Origin of the sequence: Jannaschia rubra (genome assembly GCF_001403735.1) — a bacterium.
Taxonomy (GTDB): domain Bacteria; phylum Pseudomonadota; class Alphaproteobacteria; order Rhodobacterales; family Rhodobacteraceae; genus Jannaschia; species Jannaschia rubra.
In genome coordinates this window covers 181,644-198,183 of the sequence record NZ_CXPG01000012.1, presented here as the reverse complement: position 1 = coordinate 198,183, position 16,540 = coordinate 181,644, and the positions used below count along the sequence as shown (strand labels likewise).

Sequence of the window (16,540 nt, the reverse complement as noted above, 5' to 3'; positions counted from 1 at the left end):
GCCCGTTGACGCGGGGCGGGGCGGGCTATGTCCCTGCGGACGATCCACGGCGCAGGGGGCACCGGATGACCACTGCAGAGATCCCGGCCGACGATTACCCCAGCCGATGGGCCGCGCTGACGGTCCTGCTGCTGGCGAACTTCATGAACCTGATCGACGTCACCATCGTGAACGTCGCGCTGCCCAGCATACAGCAGGACACCGGTGCCACCGCAACGCAGCTCGAATGGGTCGCTGCCGCCTATGTGCTGGCCTTTGCCGTCGGGCTTCTGCCGTTCGGGCGGTTCGGCGACATCTTCGGGCGACGACGTCTGTTCCTTTGGGGGTTGTCGGGTTTCACGCTGGGCTCGGCGCTCTGCGGCATCGCGCCGGACATCGGCACGCTCATCGCGGCGCGTGCGCTTCAGGGGATCGCGGGCGCCATGATGGTGCCGCAGGTGCTGGCCATCCTGCACGTCATCTTCCGGGCGGACGAGAAGGCCCGCGTCTTCGGCATGGTCGGCACGATCACCAGCCTGGGGGCCGTGGCCGGGCCGGTGCTGGGCGGGGCGATCATCGCTGTGGACTTCTGGGGTCTCGACTGGCGTCCGATCTTCCTCATCAACCTGCCACTGGGCGGGATCGCGCTGGTGGCGGCGCTGCGGCTTCTTCCGGTCCTGCCGCGGCAGGAGGATGCGACGCCGGACTGGCTCGGGATGGCGCTGTTCGGCGTGGCGATCACCTTGATCGTCCTGCCCCTGATCGAGGGGCGGACCTTCGACTGGCCCTGGTGGACCTTCGCCGCCATGATCGCGGCCATACCCGTGGGCGCGCTGTTCCTGTGGTGGGAGCATCTGCGGTCCCGCTCGGGGGCGTCCGCGCTGATGCCCGCGTCGCTGCTGTCGAACGGGGCCTATCTGTCGAACGTCGCGCTCGTGACGCTGTTCTTCTCGGGCGTGCCGGGGATGTTCCTGATGCTGGCCATCTTCTTTCAGAGCGGCTTCGGCTTGACCCCGCTGGAATCGGGGCTCGCGACGGTGCCTTTCCCGGTCGGGGTGATGATCGCCTCGACCGTGATGGGGCGGCTGCTGGGGCACTGGCACGACCGGCGTATCTTCATCGGGGCCGCAACGCTGACGGTTGGGATGACGCTGATGCACCTGACCGTGCTCGCGACGGGCGACACGCTGGGCGCGATCCGGTTCGCATTGCCGCTGTTCGTCTGTGGCCTCGGCATGGGCACGGCGATTCCCGCGCTGTTCGAGACGACGCTGTCGACCGTCGCGGGCACGGATGCGGGTGCCGGGTCGGGCGCCATGCAGGCGTTTCAGCAAGCGGGGGCGGTGCTGGGCATCGCCATAGTCAGCCAGCTATTCTTCCCGACGCTGGGACCCAACGAAACCGCCGTCGCCACGGCGAGCCGTGAGACTTTCGTCGAGGCCGCGGCCCTCGGATTCTGGTGGCCGATCCTCGCTTTCGCAGGGCTCGCCCTGTTCACGGGCCTGCGGTTCAGCCTACGGCGGATGCGGGGTTGAGGTTCAGGCCTTCTCGACCTCGGACGACAGCTTCAGAACGCCGTCTCCGTCCTCCTGCTCGATGTAGAGGGCCGGGTCGTCGTCGGACCCGTCGCGCGTCACCTCCGATCCCTGCAACTTGCGCGTGATCTTGTGGTCATAGGTCTTCTGCACCTTGCCTTCGCCCGTGCCGTTCCCCCAGTTCCACTTCACCTTGTCGCCGACGTTGTACTTGGCCATCCCGCTCTCCTCATGCTTGACGCAGGATCAACCGGCATCGGGCCGCGGGGTTCCGGCGCTGTCACCGCAACCCGCGCGACCGCAGTTCCGCCCGTGCCACGGTCCGCAGGTGAACGGCGTCCGGCCCGTCCACGAGGCGCAGCGTTCGCAGATGTCCGTAGGTGCGCGCGAGGTCAGTGTCCTGCGATACGCCCGCGCCGCCGTGCATCTGGATCGCCTCGTCGCAGACCCGCAGGGCCACGCGGGGCGCCATGATCTTGACCTGCGAGATGAGGGGCGCCGCCGCCTTCATGTCGCCCTGGTCCATCGCCCAGGCGGCCTTGAGGCACAGAAGGCGCGCACCCTCGATCCCGATCCGGGCTTCGGCGATGCGCTCCATGTTGCCGCCGAGGGCGTTCAGGTCGCTGCCGAAGGCGTGCCGCGCCGCGCCGCGCTCCACCATCAGCGTCAGGCACTTCTCGGCCATCCCCACGGCGCGCATGCAGTGATGGATGCGCCCCGGCCCGAGGCGCCCCTGCGCGATCTCGAAGCCGCGCCCCTCTCCGAGCAGCATCGCGTCGAGCGGCACGCGGACGTTTTCGTAACGGATGTGCATGTGCCCATGCGGCGCCTCGTCGTCGCCGAAGACCTGCAATCCGCGCAGGACGGTGACGCCGGGCGTGTCGCGCGGCACGACGACCATGGAGTGCGATGCGTGGCGCGGCCCGTCCGGATCGGTGCGGCACATGACGATATGCACGACGCAGCGGGGGTCGCCCGCGCCGGTGGACCACCACTTTTCACCGTTCAGCACCCATTCGTCGCCATCGCGGCGGCAGTCCATGGCGATGTTCGTGGCGTCCGAGGAGGCCACGTCCGGCTCGGTCATCAGGTAGGCCGACCGGATCTCGCCCCGCATCAGCGGCTCCAGCCAGCGGTCCTTCATGGGGTCGGTGCCATAGCGGGCGAAGACCTCCATGTTGCCCGTATCGGGGGCGTTGCAGTTGAAGACCTCGGGGGCGAGCCAGCTTTGTCCCATCTCCTCCGCGATCCAGGCGTAGTCGACGGTGGTGATGCCCGGCCCACCCGGCAGATGCGTGCGCCAGAGGTTCCACAGCCCCCGCTCCCGCGCCTCGGCCTTCAGCGTCTCGAGGATCTCGGTCTGCCGGGGCGTGTGTTCCCAGCGGTTGCCGGTGCCGCCGGTTTCTGCGTGGAACTCGGCATCGAGCGGCGCGATCCGGTCGCGCACCATCGTGGCTACGGCATCGCGCAATTCCCGGCCGCGCGGGGTCAGTCCAAGGTCCATCTTCGGTCCCTCCCTTTTGCCGCGCACTCTTGCCAGTCGCGCCCGGGCGCGCAACCCTGCGTGGATGGATACCTTGCCCGACGACATGTTCGCTTTTCTGTCTGACCGCCTGCCCGGCCACCCGCGCGTGACCGACGCCCGAAGGTTCGGCACGGGGCAGTCCAATCCGACCTGGCGGCTGGGGACGGAGGCGGGTCCGATGGTCCTGCGGGCCAAGCCGCCCGGCCAGTTGCTGCCCAAGGCGCATATGGTCGAACGCGAATACCGCGTGATGGATGCGCTCGCAGGGTCGGGCGTGCCGGTGCCCCGGATGATCCTGCTGGAGGAGGGAGAGAACCCACTGGGCCGGACGTTCTATGTCATGGAGCATCTCGACGGTCGCATCTTCTGGGACCCGGCCCTGCCGGATGTCGCGGACCCTGCCGCCATCTACGACGCGATGAACGGCGTTCTGGTGGCTCTCGCCGGTCTCGACCCGGAGGGCGTGGGCCTCGCCGATTTCGGCCGGGCGGAAGGATTCTTCGACCGGCAGGTCGGGCTCTGGTCGCGGCAATATGCGGCGAGCGTCGCGGCGCCGAACCCCGGGATGGTCGCGCTCGGCGACTGGCTGTCGGACCAGCGGGTCGCGCCGGCGCCGCCCGCGCTGGTTCACGGCGACTTCCGGCTGGACAACATGATCTTTCACCCGACCGAGCCGCGCGTCATCGGCCTGCTGGATTGGGAGCTTTCGACGCTGGGCCATCCGTCGGCCGATGTGGCCTACCAATGCATGCAATGGGGCCTGCGCCACGACGGGCCGCTGCGCGGGCTTGCCGGGGTCGATCGGAAGGCCGCTGGCCTGCCATCCGACGATGCCTATGTCGCAGCGTTCTGCGAACGGCGCGCCATTGCGGAGGTTGCCGATTGGTCCGCCTGGTCGGTGCTGGCGGCTTACCGGCTGGCCGCGATCCTGGCCGGGGTAGGTGCGCGCGCGGCGGCGGGCAATGCGTCGAACCCGGAGCAGGGGGCGGAATACGGGCGTCTGGTGCCGGAACTCATCGACCTCGGCCTGCGGCTCAGAGGGTAAGGCGCGGCTGACCCGTGAGATGCCGCATCCGCGCCATGACTTCCACGCCCATTAGCGCCATCAGACCGATGGTGTCGTCGGGCAGCCAGTTTTCCACAATCTTCCCGCCTCGTCGAAGCGGTAGAAATCCATCACCCGCATCCGCAACTTGCGTCCGGTGGCCGCGATACCCCAGTAATCGCCCCCGTTGTGCGTCAGCGCCACGTCGCCGCACGTCACGGCGAAGGGTTCGCGGAACGTGCCCAGATAGCACCCCACCGTCGCCACGGGGGGGGGAGGGATGCGGGCCGGGAACCCATGCGTCTGGGCGGTTCATGCCAACCAGAGGGATGTCGTCGCGCCGTTCCATCTCGGGCGGGACGCGGCGCAGGTCGGCGAACAACTTTGCCAAGCCCTCCGTATTCAGCATGCCGAAGGCGTGCGACGCCTCGGCGACAGCATCCCACGCGATGCCCTCGCCACCCAGGGCCGCCCGCTCCAGCAGAGCCAGCGCCCCCCGTCGAAAGTTGCCGCCATCGGACCGCATGAGCACCTCCGTTGCATACGCTTGCAAAACGCTTGCTGTAGGCGGGCGGTCCTGTCTAGGGTGCTTGCGACGGGACAGGCGGAGACGGGACATGGCCGAGATCGAGCTGAAGGGCGTGACCAAACGCTGGGGCAGTTTCGTCGGCGTTCACCAATTCGACCTGGAAATCGCGGATCGGGAGTTCCTGGTCCTGCTCGGCCCCTCGGGCTGCGGCAAGACCACGACGATGCGGATGATCGCGGGGCTGGAGGATCCGACCTCGGGCGACATCGTGATCGACGGAAAACGGGTCAACGATCTGGACCCCAAGGACCGGGACGTCGCGATGGTGTTCCAGTCCTACGGTCTCTACCCCAACATGAACGTATGGGAGAACATCCGCTTCCCCCTGAAGGTCCGCAAGGTGCCGGAGGGGGAACACGCCGACCGCGTGGCCCGTGCGGCTGAAATGGTGGAGCTGACCCCGTTCCTCGACCGCAAGCCCGCCGCGTTGTCCGGCGGTCAGCGACAGCGCGTGGCCTTGGCCCGCGCCATCGTGCGCACGCCCAAGGTGTTCCTGATGGACGAGCCGCTGTCGAACCTCGACGCCAAGCTGCGCGTATCCACACGGGCGCAGATCAAGAACCTGAGCCACGAGTTGCAGGTCACGACCATCTACGTCACCCACGACCAGGTGGAGGCGATGACCCTGGCTGACAGGGTCGTCGTGATGAAGGCGGGCGTGGTGCAGCAGGTGGGCACACCGACCGATATCTACGACAACCCGGCCAACATCTTCGTCGCGGGCTTCATCGGCAGCCCGGCCATGAACCTGATGGAAGGCCGGATCACCGACGGCACGTTCCAGGCGGCCGGCGTGGAGATCCCGGGGTTCACCGGCGTGGACGGCGCTGTCGTCTGCGGGTTCCGGGCCGAGGATGCAGCGGTCGCCCCCGACGGCACGGGCGAGGTGAAGGCGCCGGTCTATTCGATGGAGCTTCTGGGCGATTCGACAATGGTGACCGTGCGCGCCGGGGGTGCGCTGGTCGCGGTGAAGGCGGCCAAGGATTTCCGCACGAAGATCGGCGCGCCCTTCGCCGCGCATGTTCCGCGCGACATCTGCCACCTGTTCGACACCGCAACGGGCGAACGTCTGGCCTGACCCCCCGTGCCGCGGCGCATGTTCATGACAGGAGAGACACGATGAAAGGCAGCCGCCCCGAACAGGCCGTCCTGACCCGCGACACCGACATGTCGAAGACCGAGGCCACGCGCGCCGTGATCGAGGGGATGGTCGACGGCCTGAACGACCACCGCATCGCCGATATCGGCGAGTTCTTTGCCGAAGGCTTCGGCTGGCGCGGCAACACCGGCTGCGGCACCAAGGACGGCATCCGCGAATTCCAGGAGAACTGGCAGAAGCCCTTTCAGGCGGCGTTCGGTGACAAGGTCTGCATCGACGAAGCGCGGCTCTACATGGGCGAATGGGCGGCGGCCTTCGGGCGGCAGGAGGCGACGCACCACGGCCCCTTCATGGGCATTCCTGCGACGGGCAAGCGTGTCACCATCCGCTACATGGATTTCTGGAAGGTGGTCGACGGCAGGATCGTGGACAACTGGGTGATGGTCGATTTCCCGCATGTCCTCGCACAGTTGGGACGCGACGTCTTCGATGGCGAGGGATGGGAAGCGTTCGACCGCGGCGAACGCCAGCCACCCGCCCCCTGACCGCGGGTCAGCCGAGGATCACGCCTGCCGCGACCAGCATCAGCCCGATCGCCGACAGCGCCAGCGCGCCCAGGTTCACCGCGACCAGACCGCGCAGGCGCGCCTCCATCGCCGCACCCTCCAACCCCTGACGCCGGGCGCGAAGGGCGACGAAGATGCACCAGCCGAGGCCCAGAAGCCCCGCCACCGTCATCGCCGCGCCGATCCAGATCAATGCCGCCATGTCCCGCTCCCTTTGTTGCATCGGACCCGCCCCGGCGCTACCGAAGGCATCCGACCCCGACAAGAGGAGCAGGGACAAATGGCCGAACTACACGTCGTCGAAGACGGACCCGCCGACACCTACCGCGTCACCGCCGACGAGCTGCGCCGGTTCATCGAACGGGTCGAGCGGCTGGAGCAGGAGAAGAAGGACATCGCCGAGCAGATCAAGGAAGTCATGGCCGAAGCCAAGGGCCGCGGCTATGACACCAAGGTGATGCGCAAGATCATCGCGCTGCGCAAGCGCGAGGCCGACGACGTGGCCGAGGAGGAGGCCCTCCTGGACATGTACAAGGAAGCGCTCGGCATGACCTGAAAGCGCCCGTCACGGCGCGGCGGCCGTGGCGTCCGTCACGGCGCTGTGATCCCGTAGGCGCACTACGGCGCGATGAAGATGATGTCGTCCCTCGCCTTCAGGCGGACGACATCCTGTTCGTAGATGTCGGTCAGCCCCTCGATCGTCTCGTCGCTCCAGCCGGGCAGGTCGATGTCGGGCTCGATCCGGGCGTCCTCGGCGTATTTGCCCAGATAGGCCGTCACGACCTTGCGCCAGTTGGCGGCTGTATCGGGCGGGTTGTCGTTGAGATAGGCGCGAAGCCGGCGCAGCCCGTCCTCGCTCATGATCTGGCGCAGGATCGCGTCCTCGCCCTTGAGCGGCTCGTCGATGCCCGAGACGGTGCGCAGCACCTCGGGCCAGATCAGGGGCAAGTCCTCGTTGCACCAAAGCGTCAGCGGCACCTCGGGACAGGCTTCGCGGATCGCCTCGACCGGCTCGGCCCAGGTGATCTGCGTAAGGTCGTGCCCTGAGAGGAAATCACCGAAATCGCTGATCGACGACGCCTCGAACAGGGCGGGCACGAAGGTCGCCGGGTTGCGGATCGCCATCAGGAACTCGACCCGGTGGCCCGGAAACAGGTCGCGCAGCATCTGCGCGCGCTGCCCTGCCTCGATGTACATGGACGTGCCCGACAACACCTTGGCATAGACGCCCAGGAACCCCTCGTAGCTCAGCACCATTCGTTCGGCCGTGCGCTCGCCCAGCAGCTCGGACAAAAGCGCGTCGCCCCCGGCCACGAGGTCGCCGCTGCCTTGCAGCGCCTTCCTGATGGCGGGTCGCGCTCGCCCCCCCGGCGGGATGAAGACCGACCGGTTCCGCAGCAGATCCGCGTTCGCGCCCAATGTCCTGAGGATCAGATCCTCGTCGGTGCAATGCGCACCCAGGTGGATCGCGATGTCCAAATGCCCGGCCCCTGTCGATAATTGGCGGAGGGCACGATAGCCCCGCCCCGCTGGACAGGCAAACGGCAATGATCTAGCGCTGCGCCCCATGTCCGACGAAAACACTATGACACCGGGGATTCGGCGGCTCGACCTCTGGTCCGCTGGCGCGCTGGCGATCGCGGCGCTGGTCCTCGTGCCCATCGTCGCGGTGTTCTGGCTGGCGGCCTTTCCGTCCGAGAACATCTGGCCGCACCTGATCGCGACGGTCCTGCCGCGATACCTGGGCAACACGCTCGTCCTGATGACCGGGGTGGGACTGCTCACGGCGGTGGTCGGCACCGGCACGGCCTGGCTCGTGGCGATGCACGACTTTCCGGGGCGCGCGTGGCTTTCCTGGGCGCTGCTGATGCCGCTGGCCATCCCGGCCTATGTCGGGGCCTATGCTCTGGTCGATTTCCTGGACTACGCGGGGCCGGTGCAAACGGCGCTGCGGGCAACCTTCGGGTGGACCGGGGCGGGCGATTACGTCTTCCCGTCGATCCGGTCGCTGCCTTCGGCCGTGCTGGTGATCGGGCTGTCGCTCTATCCCTACGTCTACCTGCTGGCCCGGGCGGCGTTTTCGGAGCAATCGGGCGCGGGCTACGAGGTCGCGCGGGCCCTGGGTGCCGGACCATGGCGCCGCTTCCTGCGCGTCGGTCTGCCACTGGCCCGGCCGGCCGTGGCGGCGGGCGTGGCCGTGACGATGATGGAGACGGTGAACGACTTCGGCGTCGTCGATTTCTTCGGCGTGCAGACCCTGACGACGGGCATCTTCTCGACTTGGCTGTCGGGCGGCAACGCGGGTGGCGCGGCGCAGATCGCCTGCGTCATCCTTGTGCTGATCGCCGGGCTCGTCCTCGTCGAGCGGCAATCCCGCGCCAGCCGCAGGTTCTGGCAGGCGGCCCGGTCGCAGCGGCCCGTCGCCCGCACCGCGCTGCGAGGCGCGCGCGGATGGACCGCCACGCTGGCCTGCGCCGTGCCGGTGATCCTGGGCTTCGTCTTTCCGGCCGGGGTGATGGCCTGGCATTCCGTCGTCTCGGCCGAGGGGTGGCTGGCCCCCGGCCTGATCCGCGCGCTGGTCAACACGCTGGTCGTCGCGGGCGCGGCGGCCGTGGTGACGGTCGGCCTGGCGCTGTTCATGACCTACGGCGTGCGGATGACCGGCCGGACGCTGCCGCGCCGCCTGCTGCCGGTGACGACCGTAGGCTATGCGGCCCCCGGGGCGGTGCTGGGGCTGGGCGTGCTGATCCCGCTCGCCGCGCTCGACAACCAGGTAGCGGATGCGGTCGTTGCCCTGACGGGCCACGATCCGGGACTGATCCTGACCGGATCGTCTGCCGCGCTGGTCTTCGCCTATGTGGTGCGGTTCTTCGCCATCGGGCAGGGGGCCGCCGATGCCGCATTGGGCCGCATCCCGCCGTCCCTGCCGATGGCGGCGCGCTCGCTGGGCCGGACGCCCGGCGGCGTCCTGCGCGCGGTGCATCTACCGCTGATGCGCGGATCGGTCGCCATGGCGCTGCTCCTGGTCTTCGTCGACGCCATGAAGGAGCTTCCGGCGACGCTCCTCCTTCGACCCTTCAACTTCAACACCCTCGCCACGCGCGTCCACGATCAGGCCTCGCTGGAGCGGCTGGCGCAGGCCGCCCCCGCGGCGCTTGTCATCACCGGCGTCGGCCTCATCGCCGTCCTCTTGCTCGCCCGCGCGGACGCGTCTAGATAGCGCGGACGTGCCCCTATAGCTCAGCTGGTAGAGCAACTGATTTGTAATCAGTAGGTCCGCGGTTCGAGTCCGTGTGGGGGCACCAAAATTTTACAATAAGAACAATGTGTTACGGCCTTTTCCGAGTCTGACCTAGCGTTGCCGCTTCGGTCAAACACAGTATAAGTACCGAATTTGCGTCGGGAACGGCCTTCATTCAACATCACGTCTTTTCAGTAGCTTAGAACTTCGAGGGCGGATTTCACATTTAGACGTTTGGTAGCACACCAGACCAACTTGTGCCCTAAGCCCTTGTTAATCAGTCCGCACACCTTGATAGTCACAGGACGCTGGAAAGCCCAAGAGTAGCGCCATATGCGGAGAGCGGTTCGTAGCTGGCAAGAGAGGGAGTGGTAAAATAGCACGAAAGAAACCTGTAGTCCTCAGTTCCGGCCTAATGTTCGACGGCGTTGGGGAGGCCAAGGAGCACTTCAAGGCAGTGTTGAACGGCACTGCGGTGGGTTCGCCTGTTGAAGCCAGTGAACTTCGTAATGTCTTAGCTCTCTACGCTGATTATTGTGTCGCCGCGCCCGGTCACGAGGTGGACAAGACAGCTGTGAATGCTTTCCGCCGACAGAACAACGATGAGAGACCGGGCGGTATTCACGCCGTGACGACCTGTTTTTACGTCCATTTTGAAGACGGAACGGAATCGGACTTTAGCTACGGAAAAGCTGTGTCAGCCATTGCTAGCCATTCGACGTGAGTAACAGAACTGGGTCTGCCTAGTTCAGGTGTCTTCCAGCCATTCAGTTTCACAATGGCCAGCCGCTTGCACTTTTTTCAGAAGATCGAAGGCGTCGTCTGAGTATTTATGAAACTTGGAATTGTTGACCTTGACCATATGTTGAAAGCGGCTGTCACTTTCTTTTATATCCACGCCCGTATCGGCCTTGATCATTTTCATCAGCTTATCTGCTAGATGCCAACTATTTCCTCCAAGTTTCTTACCAAGCTCCGTGATCGAGTAAGGGAATTTGGCGGAAATTGTGGATGCATCATTTACGGTTGTTATGCCGAAAAGCTGCGCAAACTCGTCTTGGTTTTCCAGCTTGCGCTCAAGGAAGTCAAAATCAACATCCAATTTGGTTCTTGGGATATCAGACCTTACCAACTCATAGGACCTAGCGAGAATCGCGCGCATGATACTTGGCGGAATGGAGTTCAGGTTATCGGGTGATTTGAAGGCCTTGAATACCCATTCGAGGTCAGAGGTGACCACGAGTTTGACCCGGACGCTACGGTTGTCTTCGATTTGGATCAGCTTCTCAATCGGCAAAGAAGTTTTGGCCTCAGCCTCCGCATCATATTCAACAAAGTATATGTTTTCGATTAGTGAACCAGGCAAGGCAAGCGCTTCGTCAATGTCCGAAAGGATCGCTTGAACGTTCGGGTCGTTTGCCCCATATCCGACTATTAGCATTGGGTGCTCGTTGAAGAGCGAAAGCAATCGTGCGGCGATAAATTTCTTTTTCTTGTAGAAAGTCTCGTAGTCTTCCGAAGTCAGGATAATTTGCTCGATATCGTTAACGCATCCATGAAATTTGAATATTTCGCCTACGGCGAAGGGCATGCCCTTCAAAGCGGATTGGCCAATTACAACGGCGTGATCGGAAAATATGCTCTCAAGCAGGGTGTCGTAATTTGTAGTCAAAACCGCATGGGGCTTTATCGCCTGCATTGCCGCGATTTCGTCTGAATACGTGGCATCGACGCCCGCCAAAGTCGCGGGACACTTGCCCTTCAATATCGTTGCCGCCGCGTGTTTTAAGAACGCATCTGGCGCAACGTCTGACTCGAATAGAGAGACTGGAAACTGGTTTTTGCCGCTCCCCCAAGCCCACTCTCGGTACTTATCAGCGAAGATGCTTCCTATTTGAGGGGCGCTTGAGCATGACTGAGCATAGTAGGCGTAGTCCTTATCAATCAGTGGGCACTCCTCGGCCAACTGTTGTAAAAGCTCAACCCAATTTGGTGCATTAAAATATCGGCGCGATATCCCCGAACCCAGAAAAAGTACAGGCTGACAACCCAGTTTCTCTATCTGCGATGCAACTTCCGAGGTGATCTGATCTTTGTAGGTTTGATATTCCAAATGCCAAAGCTCCCCAATGTACTTTGGGGCAGCTTAGCACATCCAACAGGAGCCAACAGATGCTTACTTGCCATGAGAACGCGCAATCATCCCTGGCCAACCTAGACTGATTTCGCGGGTGGCTTCAGACCGGCAGGTGGTTTCGGATCGATCGCCCACGGCCTACCCTCTTGCCACCTTCGCGCCGCGTCATCGTCTGGGACAAGCTCGTCCTTTGCTCGCAGCCTCGACCGGAGGTCGCTGACGTTGTTCGTCGTGTACCCGCAGTCGGGCCAAGCGGCCAAAACGGCGTCGAGCACCTGCCGGTTTGTCCACCATAGTAGTATCTTATCTCGGGTAATTTCGCGATACGACTGGGTGGGTTTACTGCCTGGTGTGGACGGCACCTCGCCCCAACCCAAGACCAGTGCACGGAGTCGCGCCCGATCTAAGCCCGGAGCCTCACCGTCTATTTTCACGTCCTCGAAGTCGGCCCGCATCTCAGAACGGTAGTGCCGGATGGTCGTTGGGGTCGTCTTTGCACCGGGGTGCAGAAACAAAACGAGCTCAAGTGCTTCGTCGTCGCGCGCGCCCAGCCTTATCAACTGTTTCGCCGTCTCGCCGCTGCCTTTCTTACTGTCCAATCAGGGTCCTCCGCAGAATGACACCACTGCGGGTTGAGCTTAGCGGAGGACCCTCACCCTATCAAGGGCTTAGGGGGCCTTGGCCTTTCGGCGAACAGGGACGGACGCCCCCTTCTTGCGGAGGACTGCCGCGACTGACGCTACGGAGCGAGCGGTAGTCTTGGCGGCGGGGAACCTGCGCTTCACCTCGGCGACAATCTCGACGTATGTGTTATCGACGTCCATCAGCAACTCGTGCACTAGCTCACCGATTGTGCCCAGACGCTCGGGACCCGTGATCTTCGCGTTCCTGATCTTATCGTCGACGCTCTGCTCTCGCTCCGATGCCCCGACCGCTTCATGGCCCGTCGGTTCGGCGTCCTCGGTGGCCTCGGACGCGGTCTCATCAGCCGAAACGACACCTAGGACCTGAGCCTCGACCACGATGCTGCCGGGGTGCTCGGTCTGCTTCTTGTGCGCAAGGTCGAGGCGTCCGCAGAAGCCCGCAATGCGCCATCCATTTTCGCCTTCCAGCAGGACGGCGTGGGTGTACTTACGGTCGGTCTTGCGCGTCAGTTCGGTCCCATCGGGTGCGGAGGCGAAGTATGTTGTTCTTGTCATGGTATATTCTCCTTCTATGCAGCGGGCGACAATCGCCCGGCAGATGGGACCACTTTGTCGCGAGTGAGCCGCAGCGTAAGCTGGGAGACGATGACAGATTGCTACGCTCGACGGGCCCTATCGTCCCCGCCCGGAGCGTGCCGGGCGGGGCCGCTCGCCTAAGCCGCTGCGTCGTCCGCTTCGTGCCGGAGGATGATCCTCTCGACATGTTGCTTGATCCAGGCCGCAGCCTCGTCATCGCTACGGCCTTTGGCCTCAAGCAACGCCATGCCGGACGAGATGGCTTCACCGAGCCTTTCGGAAAACTCGCGCGGCATGGAATGGGACGAACCGTCTTCCATGGTGTATACGACCTGATCCTCGGTGACTTCTCTGTTGATGACTTCGCTCATTGCTTTCGCTCCTTACAATACGACGGCGCGGGTGCGCTCGCCTTCGAGGAGAGTCCCAGAACGCGGGCAGCGCGCATACCAACGTTTGGGACCGCACCCACAAATAATGGTGTGGCCCGCGAGACACACCAGAACGAAAGACGCCGCGCAGACTGATTGTCTGCGCGGCCAATTCTGTAGGTGTCCGTCGGGTCGGCGGATCAGGTGAGGTCCGCGCGAGCCGCAGCCACATCTGCCTCGGTGACGCCGCCGGTCGCGAGGGCGTACGCCTCCTCGCGGGTGCGGAGCATCGACTTGCCCATGTCGCTGCCGAGCGCCCGGACGTACGCAGCCTCGACGGTCTCCCCGTCGGCCTGCATCGACTTGGCCAGGGCATCCAGTTGCCCGTCGACCTTCGCCATGTTGCGGACTGCCCGCTTGGTAACCGTATCGTTCATGTCTTCATCCTTCTTTTCCATCTGTCCGGCGGCGCGAGCGGACTCGACCTCCTGTTCCAGTCGTTGCACGTGCTGTGCGAGGTCCATGACCTCCTGGGCCTCGGCCTCGTCGCGCGCTAGGCGCCCAAGCGCGTCTTCCAGTTCCTTGCGTTTGACCTCCAGGCGGATCAGTTCCGCCGCGTGGCGTTCGCCTTCTTTACTCATTTCAGTGCCTCCAGTTCTTTGGCAGCTTGCGCCGCCAAGTGCGTCTGCGGTGACGCCGCCCTGAGCCGCAGCAGTTCCAGGTTCAGGGACTCCGCGACACGGCGCTCGGCGTCGGTCAGGCTGATCGAATGGCGAACCTTGATCGGAGTATCGATGCCGAAGGCGCGGGAAAGCTCGCTGCCTCCCGCGGCGATCATGGCCTTGATAAGGGCCTCGCTGGCGCGGTTGTTAGTCAGCACCCGGTCGATGGGACCGACATCGCCGCCCGCCGCAGCGGTCTGGCCCACGCCGTTGCGCACGGCCTCTCGGTAGGCGGACCAATTAGCCGCCAGGTCGGTCAGCGCCTTGTCCACGGCTTCGGCCAGTTTGCGGCGGTCGCTGGCCGTATCGATCGCGCCCTGCACCTGACGGGTCCGCTTGGCGCGGTCCTGGCTCGCTGCGGCGTGGGCAGATCGGTCCCGCAACTCAGCGATTGCGTCGTCCACGATCTGGATGCGTTCGGCCAGCGCCGCAGCGGTCCCTGCGGGTTTCTTGCCCGCGATCATGTCCTGCGTGGCCTCGGCGCGGGCCTTCTCGCGTTCTTCGACCAGGGGTGCGCGCTCGTCGCGCAGCTCCGCCAGTCGTTTATTCGGGTCGTCTGCCATTCGTTGGCTCCTCTCACTGGCGTCGGAATTGGGTTGGTGGCGCCCGGCAGTTGGAGGACCGAGCGCCACCCGAGATGCGACGACGCCATGCCTGACAGTCGCATCATTGGTATAAGATGCCGCGTTTGGGCGGTGCGGGGGACCAGCGAGTGAGGACCTGCCGCTGAACGCTGGCGAAGTAGCGCCCCGGCGAAGTGCAATGCTTCACTACATGTTGTAGTTTTCGACGCAGCGGAGCGGATTAAATTCGCTGTACGCGAACATTCTTCTTGCATAAGCGATCAGACCTGCTATTCAGAATGCAATGTTCAGGCGAAGGATAGCGCCACAGGCTGACCGGCTTGCCGGTCGAGGAGGCTTCGGTCTCTACCCACTTTGGGGGCAGCGGCGATCGCGAGCGAGAGATGCGATCGGCGACGACTTCCGACTTAAGGCCGCAGCGCACGTTGCGGCACGGGGATACCTGGGGGTTACCGTTTGCCCACTTTGCCTCTTGGGGTCGGCGCACAGCCACCGGGTTGTCCGGTGGTGATGCCCAGGAGGATGCTGAAATGGGAAATGATCCCAAGAAGCCCCTGAACACCGGGCAACGGGTCCGTCGTTGGTATCGGCGTGTTCTTCGGAACAGGTCGCTACTACTGGCCGCGTTTTGGATAGTGAAAGCTATCGTGAAACTGGCGCGGTTCTTCTTCGACGGCCCCTAGGTGTTCAATGTTTGGAGGGAGAAAATGCTAAATAAAGCCCTGCGCCTTGTGAGGGTCTATCATGACCTATCACAGGTGGATGCCGCGGAGCGCTTGGGCCTGTCAAAATCCTACGTGTCGGAAATCGAGAAGGGCGACAAGAACGTCTCCATGGCCACACTCCAGAAGTATTCCGACGCTTTCGACATTCCTATGTCTTCCCTACTATTGTTCGCTGAAAGGGTTGAGGGGGCGGGAAAATCCGAGAATGTCAGAGTGTTCGTTGCCGACAAGGCGGTGAAGATGCTGGATTGGGTTTCTACCATTTCGGATTACAGGAGCGCCGAGCGTTGAGCTATCCCCGCAACCAGTCCATTTTCTACAAGATCACCAGCCCACAAATGCTGGCGGATCGGTTGCGGGTGACGCTTGATGAGTTGAATGAACTTTGCGCTGCCGCGGACAATTACAAAAGATGGACGGACAAGAGAACCGGGCGACCAATCCAGGAACCTAAGCCAAAGCTAGATAAGATTCATAAGCGACTGGCCGCGCTTTTAGCCAAAATTGATACTCCAGATTACCTCCATTCTGCGATCAAAGGGAGGTCCTACATCACCAATGCCAGCGGGCATTCTGTGGACACCGGCTGTGTGAAAATTGACGTCCGGAAATTCTATCCGTCTGTCAGATCACAGGCAGTACATCACTTCTTTCTAGACCGTATGCTTTGCACTGGCGACGTCGCGGGCATATTGACCAAATTACTTACAGTTGACGGGCACCTGCCAACGGGCAGCAGTTCAAGCCCAATTCTTTCATACTTTGCCTATGAGGACATGTTCGAGACTTTGGCCGCGCTGGCCAAAGTAAACGGATGCATCATGACCGTTTATGTCGATGATGTCGTGTTCACAGGAACTGGTGCGACTAGGGGTCTCATATACGCGGCAAGGAAGGTGTTTGCCTCCTACAGGCTGTATGGCCACAAGACCAAGCTGTTCCGCCCAGGACAGCCCCGGATCATCACCGGGGTTGCCGTCACCAAAGAGGGTATGAAGCTGCCCAACAAACGGCAGAGGGGCATAGCGGGCGACTTGGCAACCTTCGACTCTTTGCCAAACGGTCGTGAAAAACTTATTGTAGCCCGGCGTCTAACGGGGCGTCTGTTTGAGGCTAGTCAGATTGACCCTGCCTGGCGATCAAAGGCCGAAGCCATGGCCGCTGAGCGTGACAACTTGCAGCGGTTCGACCACTAGCTCCGC

The 16,540-nt window shown here is 63.5% G+C and carries 20 protein-coding genes and 1 tRNA gene; 10 read left to right on the top strand and 11 right to left on the bottom strand.

What is annotated here, in order from left to right:
• Positions 1-5: 5 nt before the first annotated feature.
• Entirely contained in the window at positions 6-1,514 is a 1,509-nt protein-coding gene (locus JAN5088_RS04105) for an MFS transporter (RefSeq protein ID WP_267885360.1), read from the top strand.
• 3 nt (positions 1,515-1,517) lie between these two features.
• Here JAN5088_RS04105 and JAN5088_RS04100 read toward each other — a convergent pair whose 3' ends face one another.
• Complete coding sequence (locus tag JAN5088_RS04100; protein ID WP_055681531.1) at positions 1,518-1,733, bottom strand: hypervirulence associated TUDOR domain-containing protein; 216 nt, start codon at positions 1,731-1,733, stop codon at positions 1,518-1,520.
• Between the two features lie 61 nt (positions 1,734-1,794).
• A complete protein-coding gene (locus JAN5088_RS04095) occupies positions 1,795-3,018 on the bottom strand; it encodes an acyl-CoA dehydrogenase family protein (RefSeq protein ID WP_055681530.1) in 1,224 nt (407 codons plus the stop codon).
• A gap of 73 nt (positions 3,019-3,091) precedes the next feature.
• Here JAN5088_RS04095 and JAN5088_RS04090 point away from each other — a divergent pair, with 73 nt between their 5' ends.
• Complete coding sequence (locus JAN5088_RS04090) at positions 3,092-4,084, top strand: phosphotransferase family protein (RefSeq protein WP_158448464.1); 993 nt, start codon at positions 3,092-3,094, stop codon at positions 4,082-4,084.
• A gap of 60 nt (positions 4,085-4,144) precedes the next feature.
• Here JAN5088_RS04090 and JAN5088_RS18535 read toward each other — a convergent pair whose 3' ends face one another.
• The gene (locus JAN5088_RS18535) at positions 4,145-4,342 is read right to left on the bottom strand and encodes a nuclear transport factor 2 family protein (RefSeq protein WP_144431847.1); all 198 of its coding nucleotides are present in this window, start codon (positions 4,340-4,342) and stop codon (positions 4,145-4,147) included.
• A 359-nt stretch (positions 4,343-4,701) separates the two neighbouring features.
• Here JAN5088_RS18535 and JAN5088_RS04080 point away from each other — a divergent pair, with 359 nt between their 5' ends.
• Complete coding sequence (locus JAN5088_RS04080) at positions 4,702-5,751, top strand: ABC transporter ATP-binding protein (RefSeq protein WP_055681527.1); 1,050 nt, start codon at positions 4,702-4,704, stop codon at positions 5,749-5,751.
• Between the two features lie 41 nt (positions 5,752-5,792).
• A complete protein-coding gene (locus JAN5088_RS04075; RefSeq protein ID WP_055681526.1) occupies positions 5,793-6,317 on the top strand; it encodes an ester cyclase in 525 nt (174 codons plus the stop codon).
• Between the two features lie 7 nt (positions 6,318-6,324).
• Here JAN5088_RS04075 and JAN5088_RS04070 read toward each other — a convergent pair whose 3' ends face one another.
• Positions 6,325-6,540: a hypothetical protein gene (locus tag JAN5088_RS04070; protein WP_055681525.1), complete on the bottom strand. Its 216-nt coding sequence runs from the start codon at positions 6,538-6,540 to the stop codon at positions 6,325-6,327.
• A gap of 78 nt (positions 6,541-6,618) precedes the next feature.
• Here JAN5088_RS04070 and JAN5088_RS04065 point away from each other — a divergent pair, with 78 nt between their 5' ends.
• Complete coding sequence (locus JAN5088_RS04065) at positions 6,619-6,894, top strand: DUF2312 domain-containing protein (protein ID WP_055681524.1); 276 nt, start codon at positions 6,619-6,621, stop codon at positions 6,892-6,894.
• Positions 6,895-6,956: 62 nt separating this feature from the next.
• On the opposite strand, the gene JAN5088_RS04060 is transcribed toward JAN5088_RS04065, so the two are convergent.
• Complete coding sequence (locus JAN5088_RS04060) at positions 6,957-7,817, bottom strand: hypothetical protein (RefSeq protein WP_055681523.1); 861 nt, start codon at positions 7,815-7,817, stop codon at positions 6,957-6,959.
• 106 nt (positions 7,818-7,923) lie between these two features.
• On the opposite strand from JAN5088_RS04060, the gene JAN5088_RS04055 reads away from it, so the two are divergent.
• From JAN5088_RS04055 to JAN5088_RS18145, 3 genes are all read left to right on the top strand, one after another.
• On the top strand, positions 7,924-9,558 hold the full coding sequence (locus tag JAN5088_RS04055; RefSeq protein WP_233489713.1) for an ABC transporter permease: 1,635 nt from the start codon (positions 7,924-7,926) through the stop codon (positions 9,556-9,558).
• Positions 9,559-9,567: 9 nt separating this feature from the next.
• Positions 9,568-9,643, top strand: a tRNA-Thr gene (locus JAN5088_RS04050).
• A gap of 351 nt (positions 9,644-9,994) precedes the next feature.
• The gene (locus JAN5088_RS18145; protein WP_074962589.1) at positions 9,995-10,303 is read left to right on the top strand and encodes a DUF3223 domain-containing protein; all 309 of its coding nucleotides are present in this window, start codon (positions 9,995-9,997) and stop codon (positions 10,301-10,303) included.
• A gap of 24 nt (positions 10,304-10,327) precedes the next feature.
• On the opposite strand, the gene JAN5088_RS04045 is transcribed toward JAN5088_RS18145, so the two are convergent.
• The 6 genes from JAN5088_RS04045 to JAN5088_RS04025 all read right to left on the bottom strand — a co-directional run bounded on the left by JAN5088_RS04045 (position 10,328) and on the right by JAN5088_RS04025 (position 14,592).
• Positions 10,328-11,692, bottom strand: a complete 1,365-nt coding sequence (locus JAN5088_RS04045; protein WP_074962591.1) for an SIR2 family protein — start codon at positions 11,690-11,692, stop codon at positions 10,328-10,330.
• A gap of 101 nt (positions 11,693-11,793) precedes the next feature.
• Positions 11,794-12,315, bottom strand: coding sequence for a hypothetical protein (locus JAN5088_RS18530; RefSeq protein ID WP_143114786.1), 522 nt, complete (start codon positions 12,313-12,315; stop codon positions 11,794-11,796).
• A gap of 69 nt (positions 12,316-12,384) precedes the next feature.
• On the bottom strand, positions 12,385-12,915 hold the full coding sequence (locus tag JAN5088_RS04040) for a hypothetical protein (protein WP_055681520.1): 531 nt from the start codon (positions 12,913-12,915) through the stop codon (positions 12,385-12,387).
• 158 nt (positions 12,916-13,073) lie between these two features.
• The gene (locus JAN5088_RS04035) at positions 13,074-13,307 is read right to left on the bottom strand and encodes a hypothetical protein (protein WP_055681519.1); all 234 of its coding nucleotides are present in this window, start codon (positions 13,305-13,307) and stop codon (positions 13,074-13,076) included.
• Positions 13,308-13,507: 200 nt separating this feature from the next.
• Complete coding sequence (locus JAN5088_RS04030; RefSeq protein ID WP_055681518.1) at positions 13,508-13,948, bottom strand: hypothetical protein; 441 nt, start codon at positions 13,946-13,948, stop codon at positions 13,508-13,510.
• A complete protein-coding gene (locus tag JAN5088_RS04025; RefSeq protein ID WP_055681517.1) occupies positions 13,945-14,592 on the bottom strand; it encodes a hypothetical protein in 648 nt (215 codons plus the stop codon). Before JAN5088_RS04025 ends, JAN5088_RS04030 begins: the two co-directional genes overlap by 4 nt.
• A gap of 728 nt (positions 14,593-15,320) precedes the next feature.
• Between JAN5088_RS04025 and JAN5088_RS04020 the strand changes: the two genes are divergently transcribed.
• Together JAN5088_RS04020 and JAN5088_RS18140 are read left to right on the top strand one after the other, a co-directional pair.
• The gene (locus JAN5088_RS04020; protein ID WP_055681516.1) at positions 15,321-15,629 is read left to right on the top strand and encodes a helix-turn-helix domain-containing protein; all 309 of its coding nucleotides are present in this window, start codon (positions 15,321-15,323) and stop codon (positions 15,627-15,629) included.
• Positions 15,626-16,534, top strand: a complete 909-nt coding sequence (locus tag JAN5088_RS18140) for a reverse transcriptase family protein (protein ID WP_074962594.1) — start codon at positions 15,626-15,628, stop codon at positions 16,532-16,534. Before JAN5088_RS04020 ends, JAN5088_RS18140 begins: the two co-directional genes overlap by 4 nt.
• Positions 16,535-16,540 lie beyond the last annotated feature (6 nt).

Bases quoted from the DNA above. Each gene is read 5' to 3' on its own strand.
- JAN5088_RS04070 (WP_055681525.1), bottom strand. From the start codon at position 6,540: ATGGCGGCATTGATCTGGATCGGCGCGGCGATGACGGTGGCGGGGCTT.
- JAN5088_RS18145 (WP_074962589.1), top strand. From the start codon at position 9,995: ATGTTCGACGGCGTTGGGGAGGCCAAGGAGCACTTCAAGGCAGTGTTG.
- JAN5088_RS04100 (WP_055681531.1), bottom strand. From the start codon at position 1,733: ATGGCCAAGTACAACGTCGGCGACAAGGTGAAGTGGAACTGGGGGAAC.
- JAN5088_RS04020 (WP_055681516.1), top strand. From the start codon at position 15,321: ATGCTAAATAAAGCCCTGCGCCTTGTGAGGGTCTATCATGACCTATCA.
- JAN5088_RS04095 (WP_055681530.1), bottom strand. From the start codon at position 3,018: ATGGACCTTGGACTGACCCCGCGCGGCCGGGAATTGCGCGATGCCGTA.
- JAN5088_RS04040 (WP_055681520.1), bottom strand. From the start codon at position 12,915: ATGACAAGAACAACATACTTCGCCTCCGCACCCGATGGGACCGAACTG.
- JAN5088_RS04065 (WP_055681524.1), top strand. From the start codon at position 6,619: ATGGCCGAACTACACGTCGTCGAAGACGGACCCGCCGACACCTACCGC.
- JAN5088_RS04075 (WP_055681526.1), top strand. From the start codon at position 5,793: ATGAAAGGCAGCCGCCCCGAACAGGCCGTCCTGACCCGCGACACCGAC.
- JAN5088_RS04035 (WP_055681519.1), bottom strand. From the start codon at position 13,307: ATGAGCGAAGTCATCAACAGAGAAGTCACCGAGGATCAGGTCGTATAC.
- JAN5088_RS04025 (WP_055681517.1), bottom strand. From the start codon at position 14,592: ATGGCAGACGACCCGAATAAACGACTGGCGGAGCTGCGCGACGAGCGC.
- JAN5088_RS04055 (WP_233489713.1), top strand. From the start codon at position 7,924: ATGACACCGGGGATTCGGCGGCTCGACCTCTGGTCCGCTGGCGCGCTG.
- JAN5088_RS04080 (WP_055681527.1), top strand. From the start codon at position 4,702: ATGGCCGAGATCGAGCTGAAGGGCGTGACCAAACGCTGGGGCAGTTTC.
- JAN5088_RS04030 (WP_055681518.1), bottom strand. From the start codon at position 13,948: ATGAGTAAAGAAGGCGAACGCCACGCGGCGGAACTGATCCGCCTGGAG.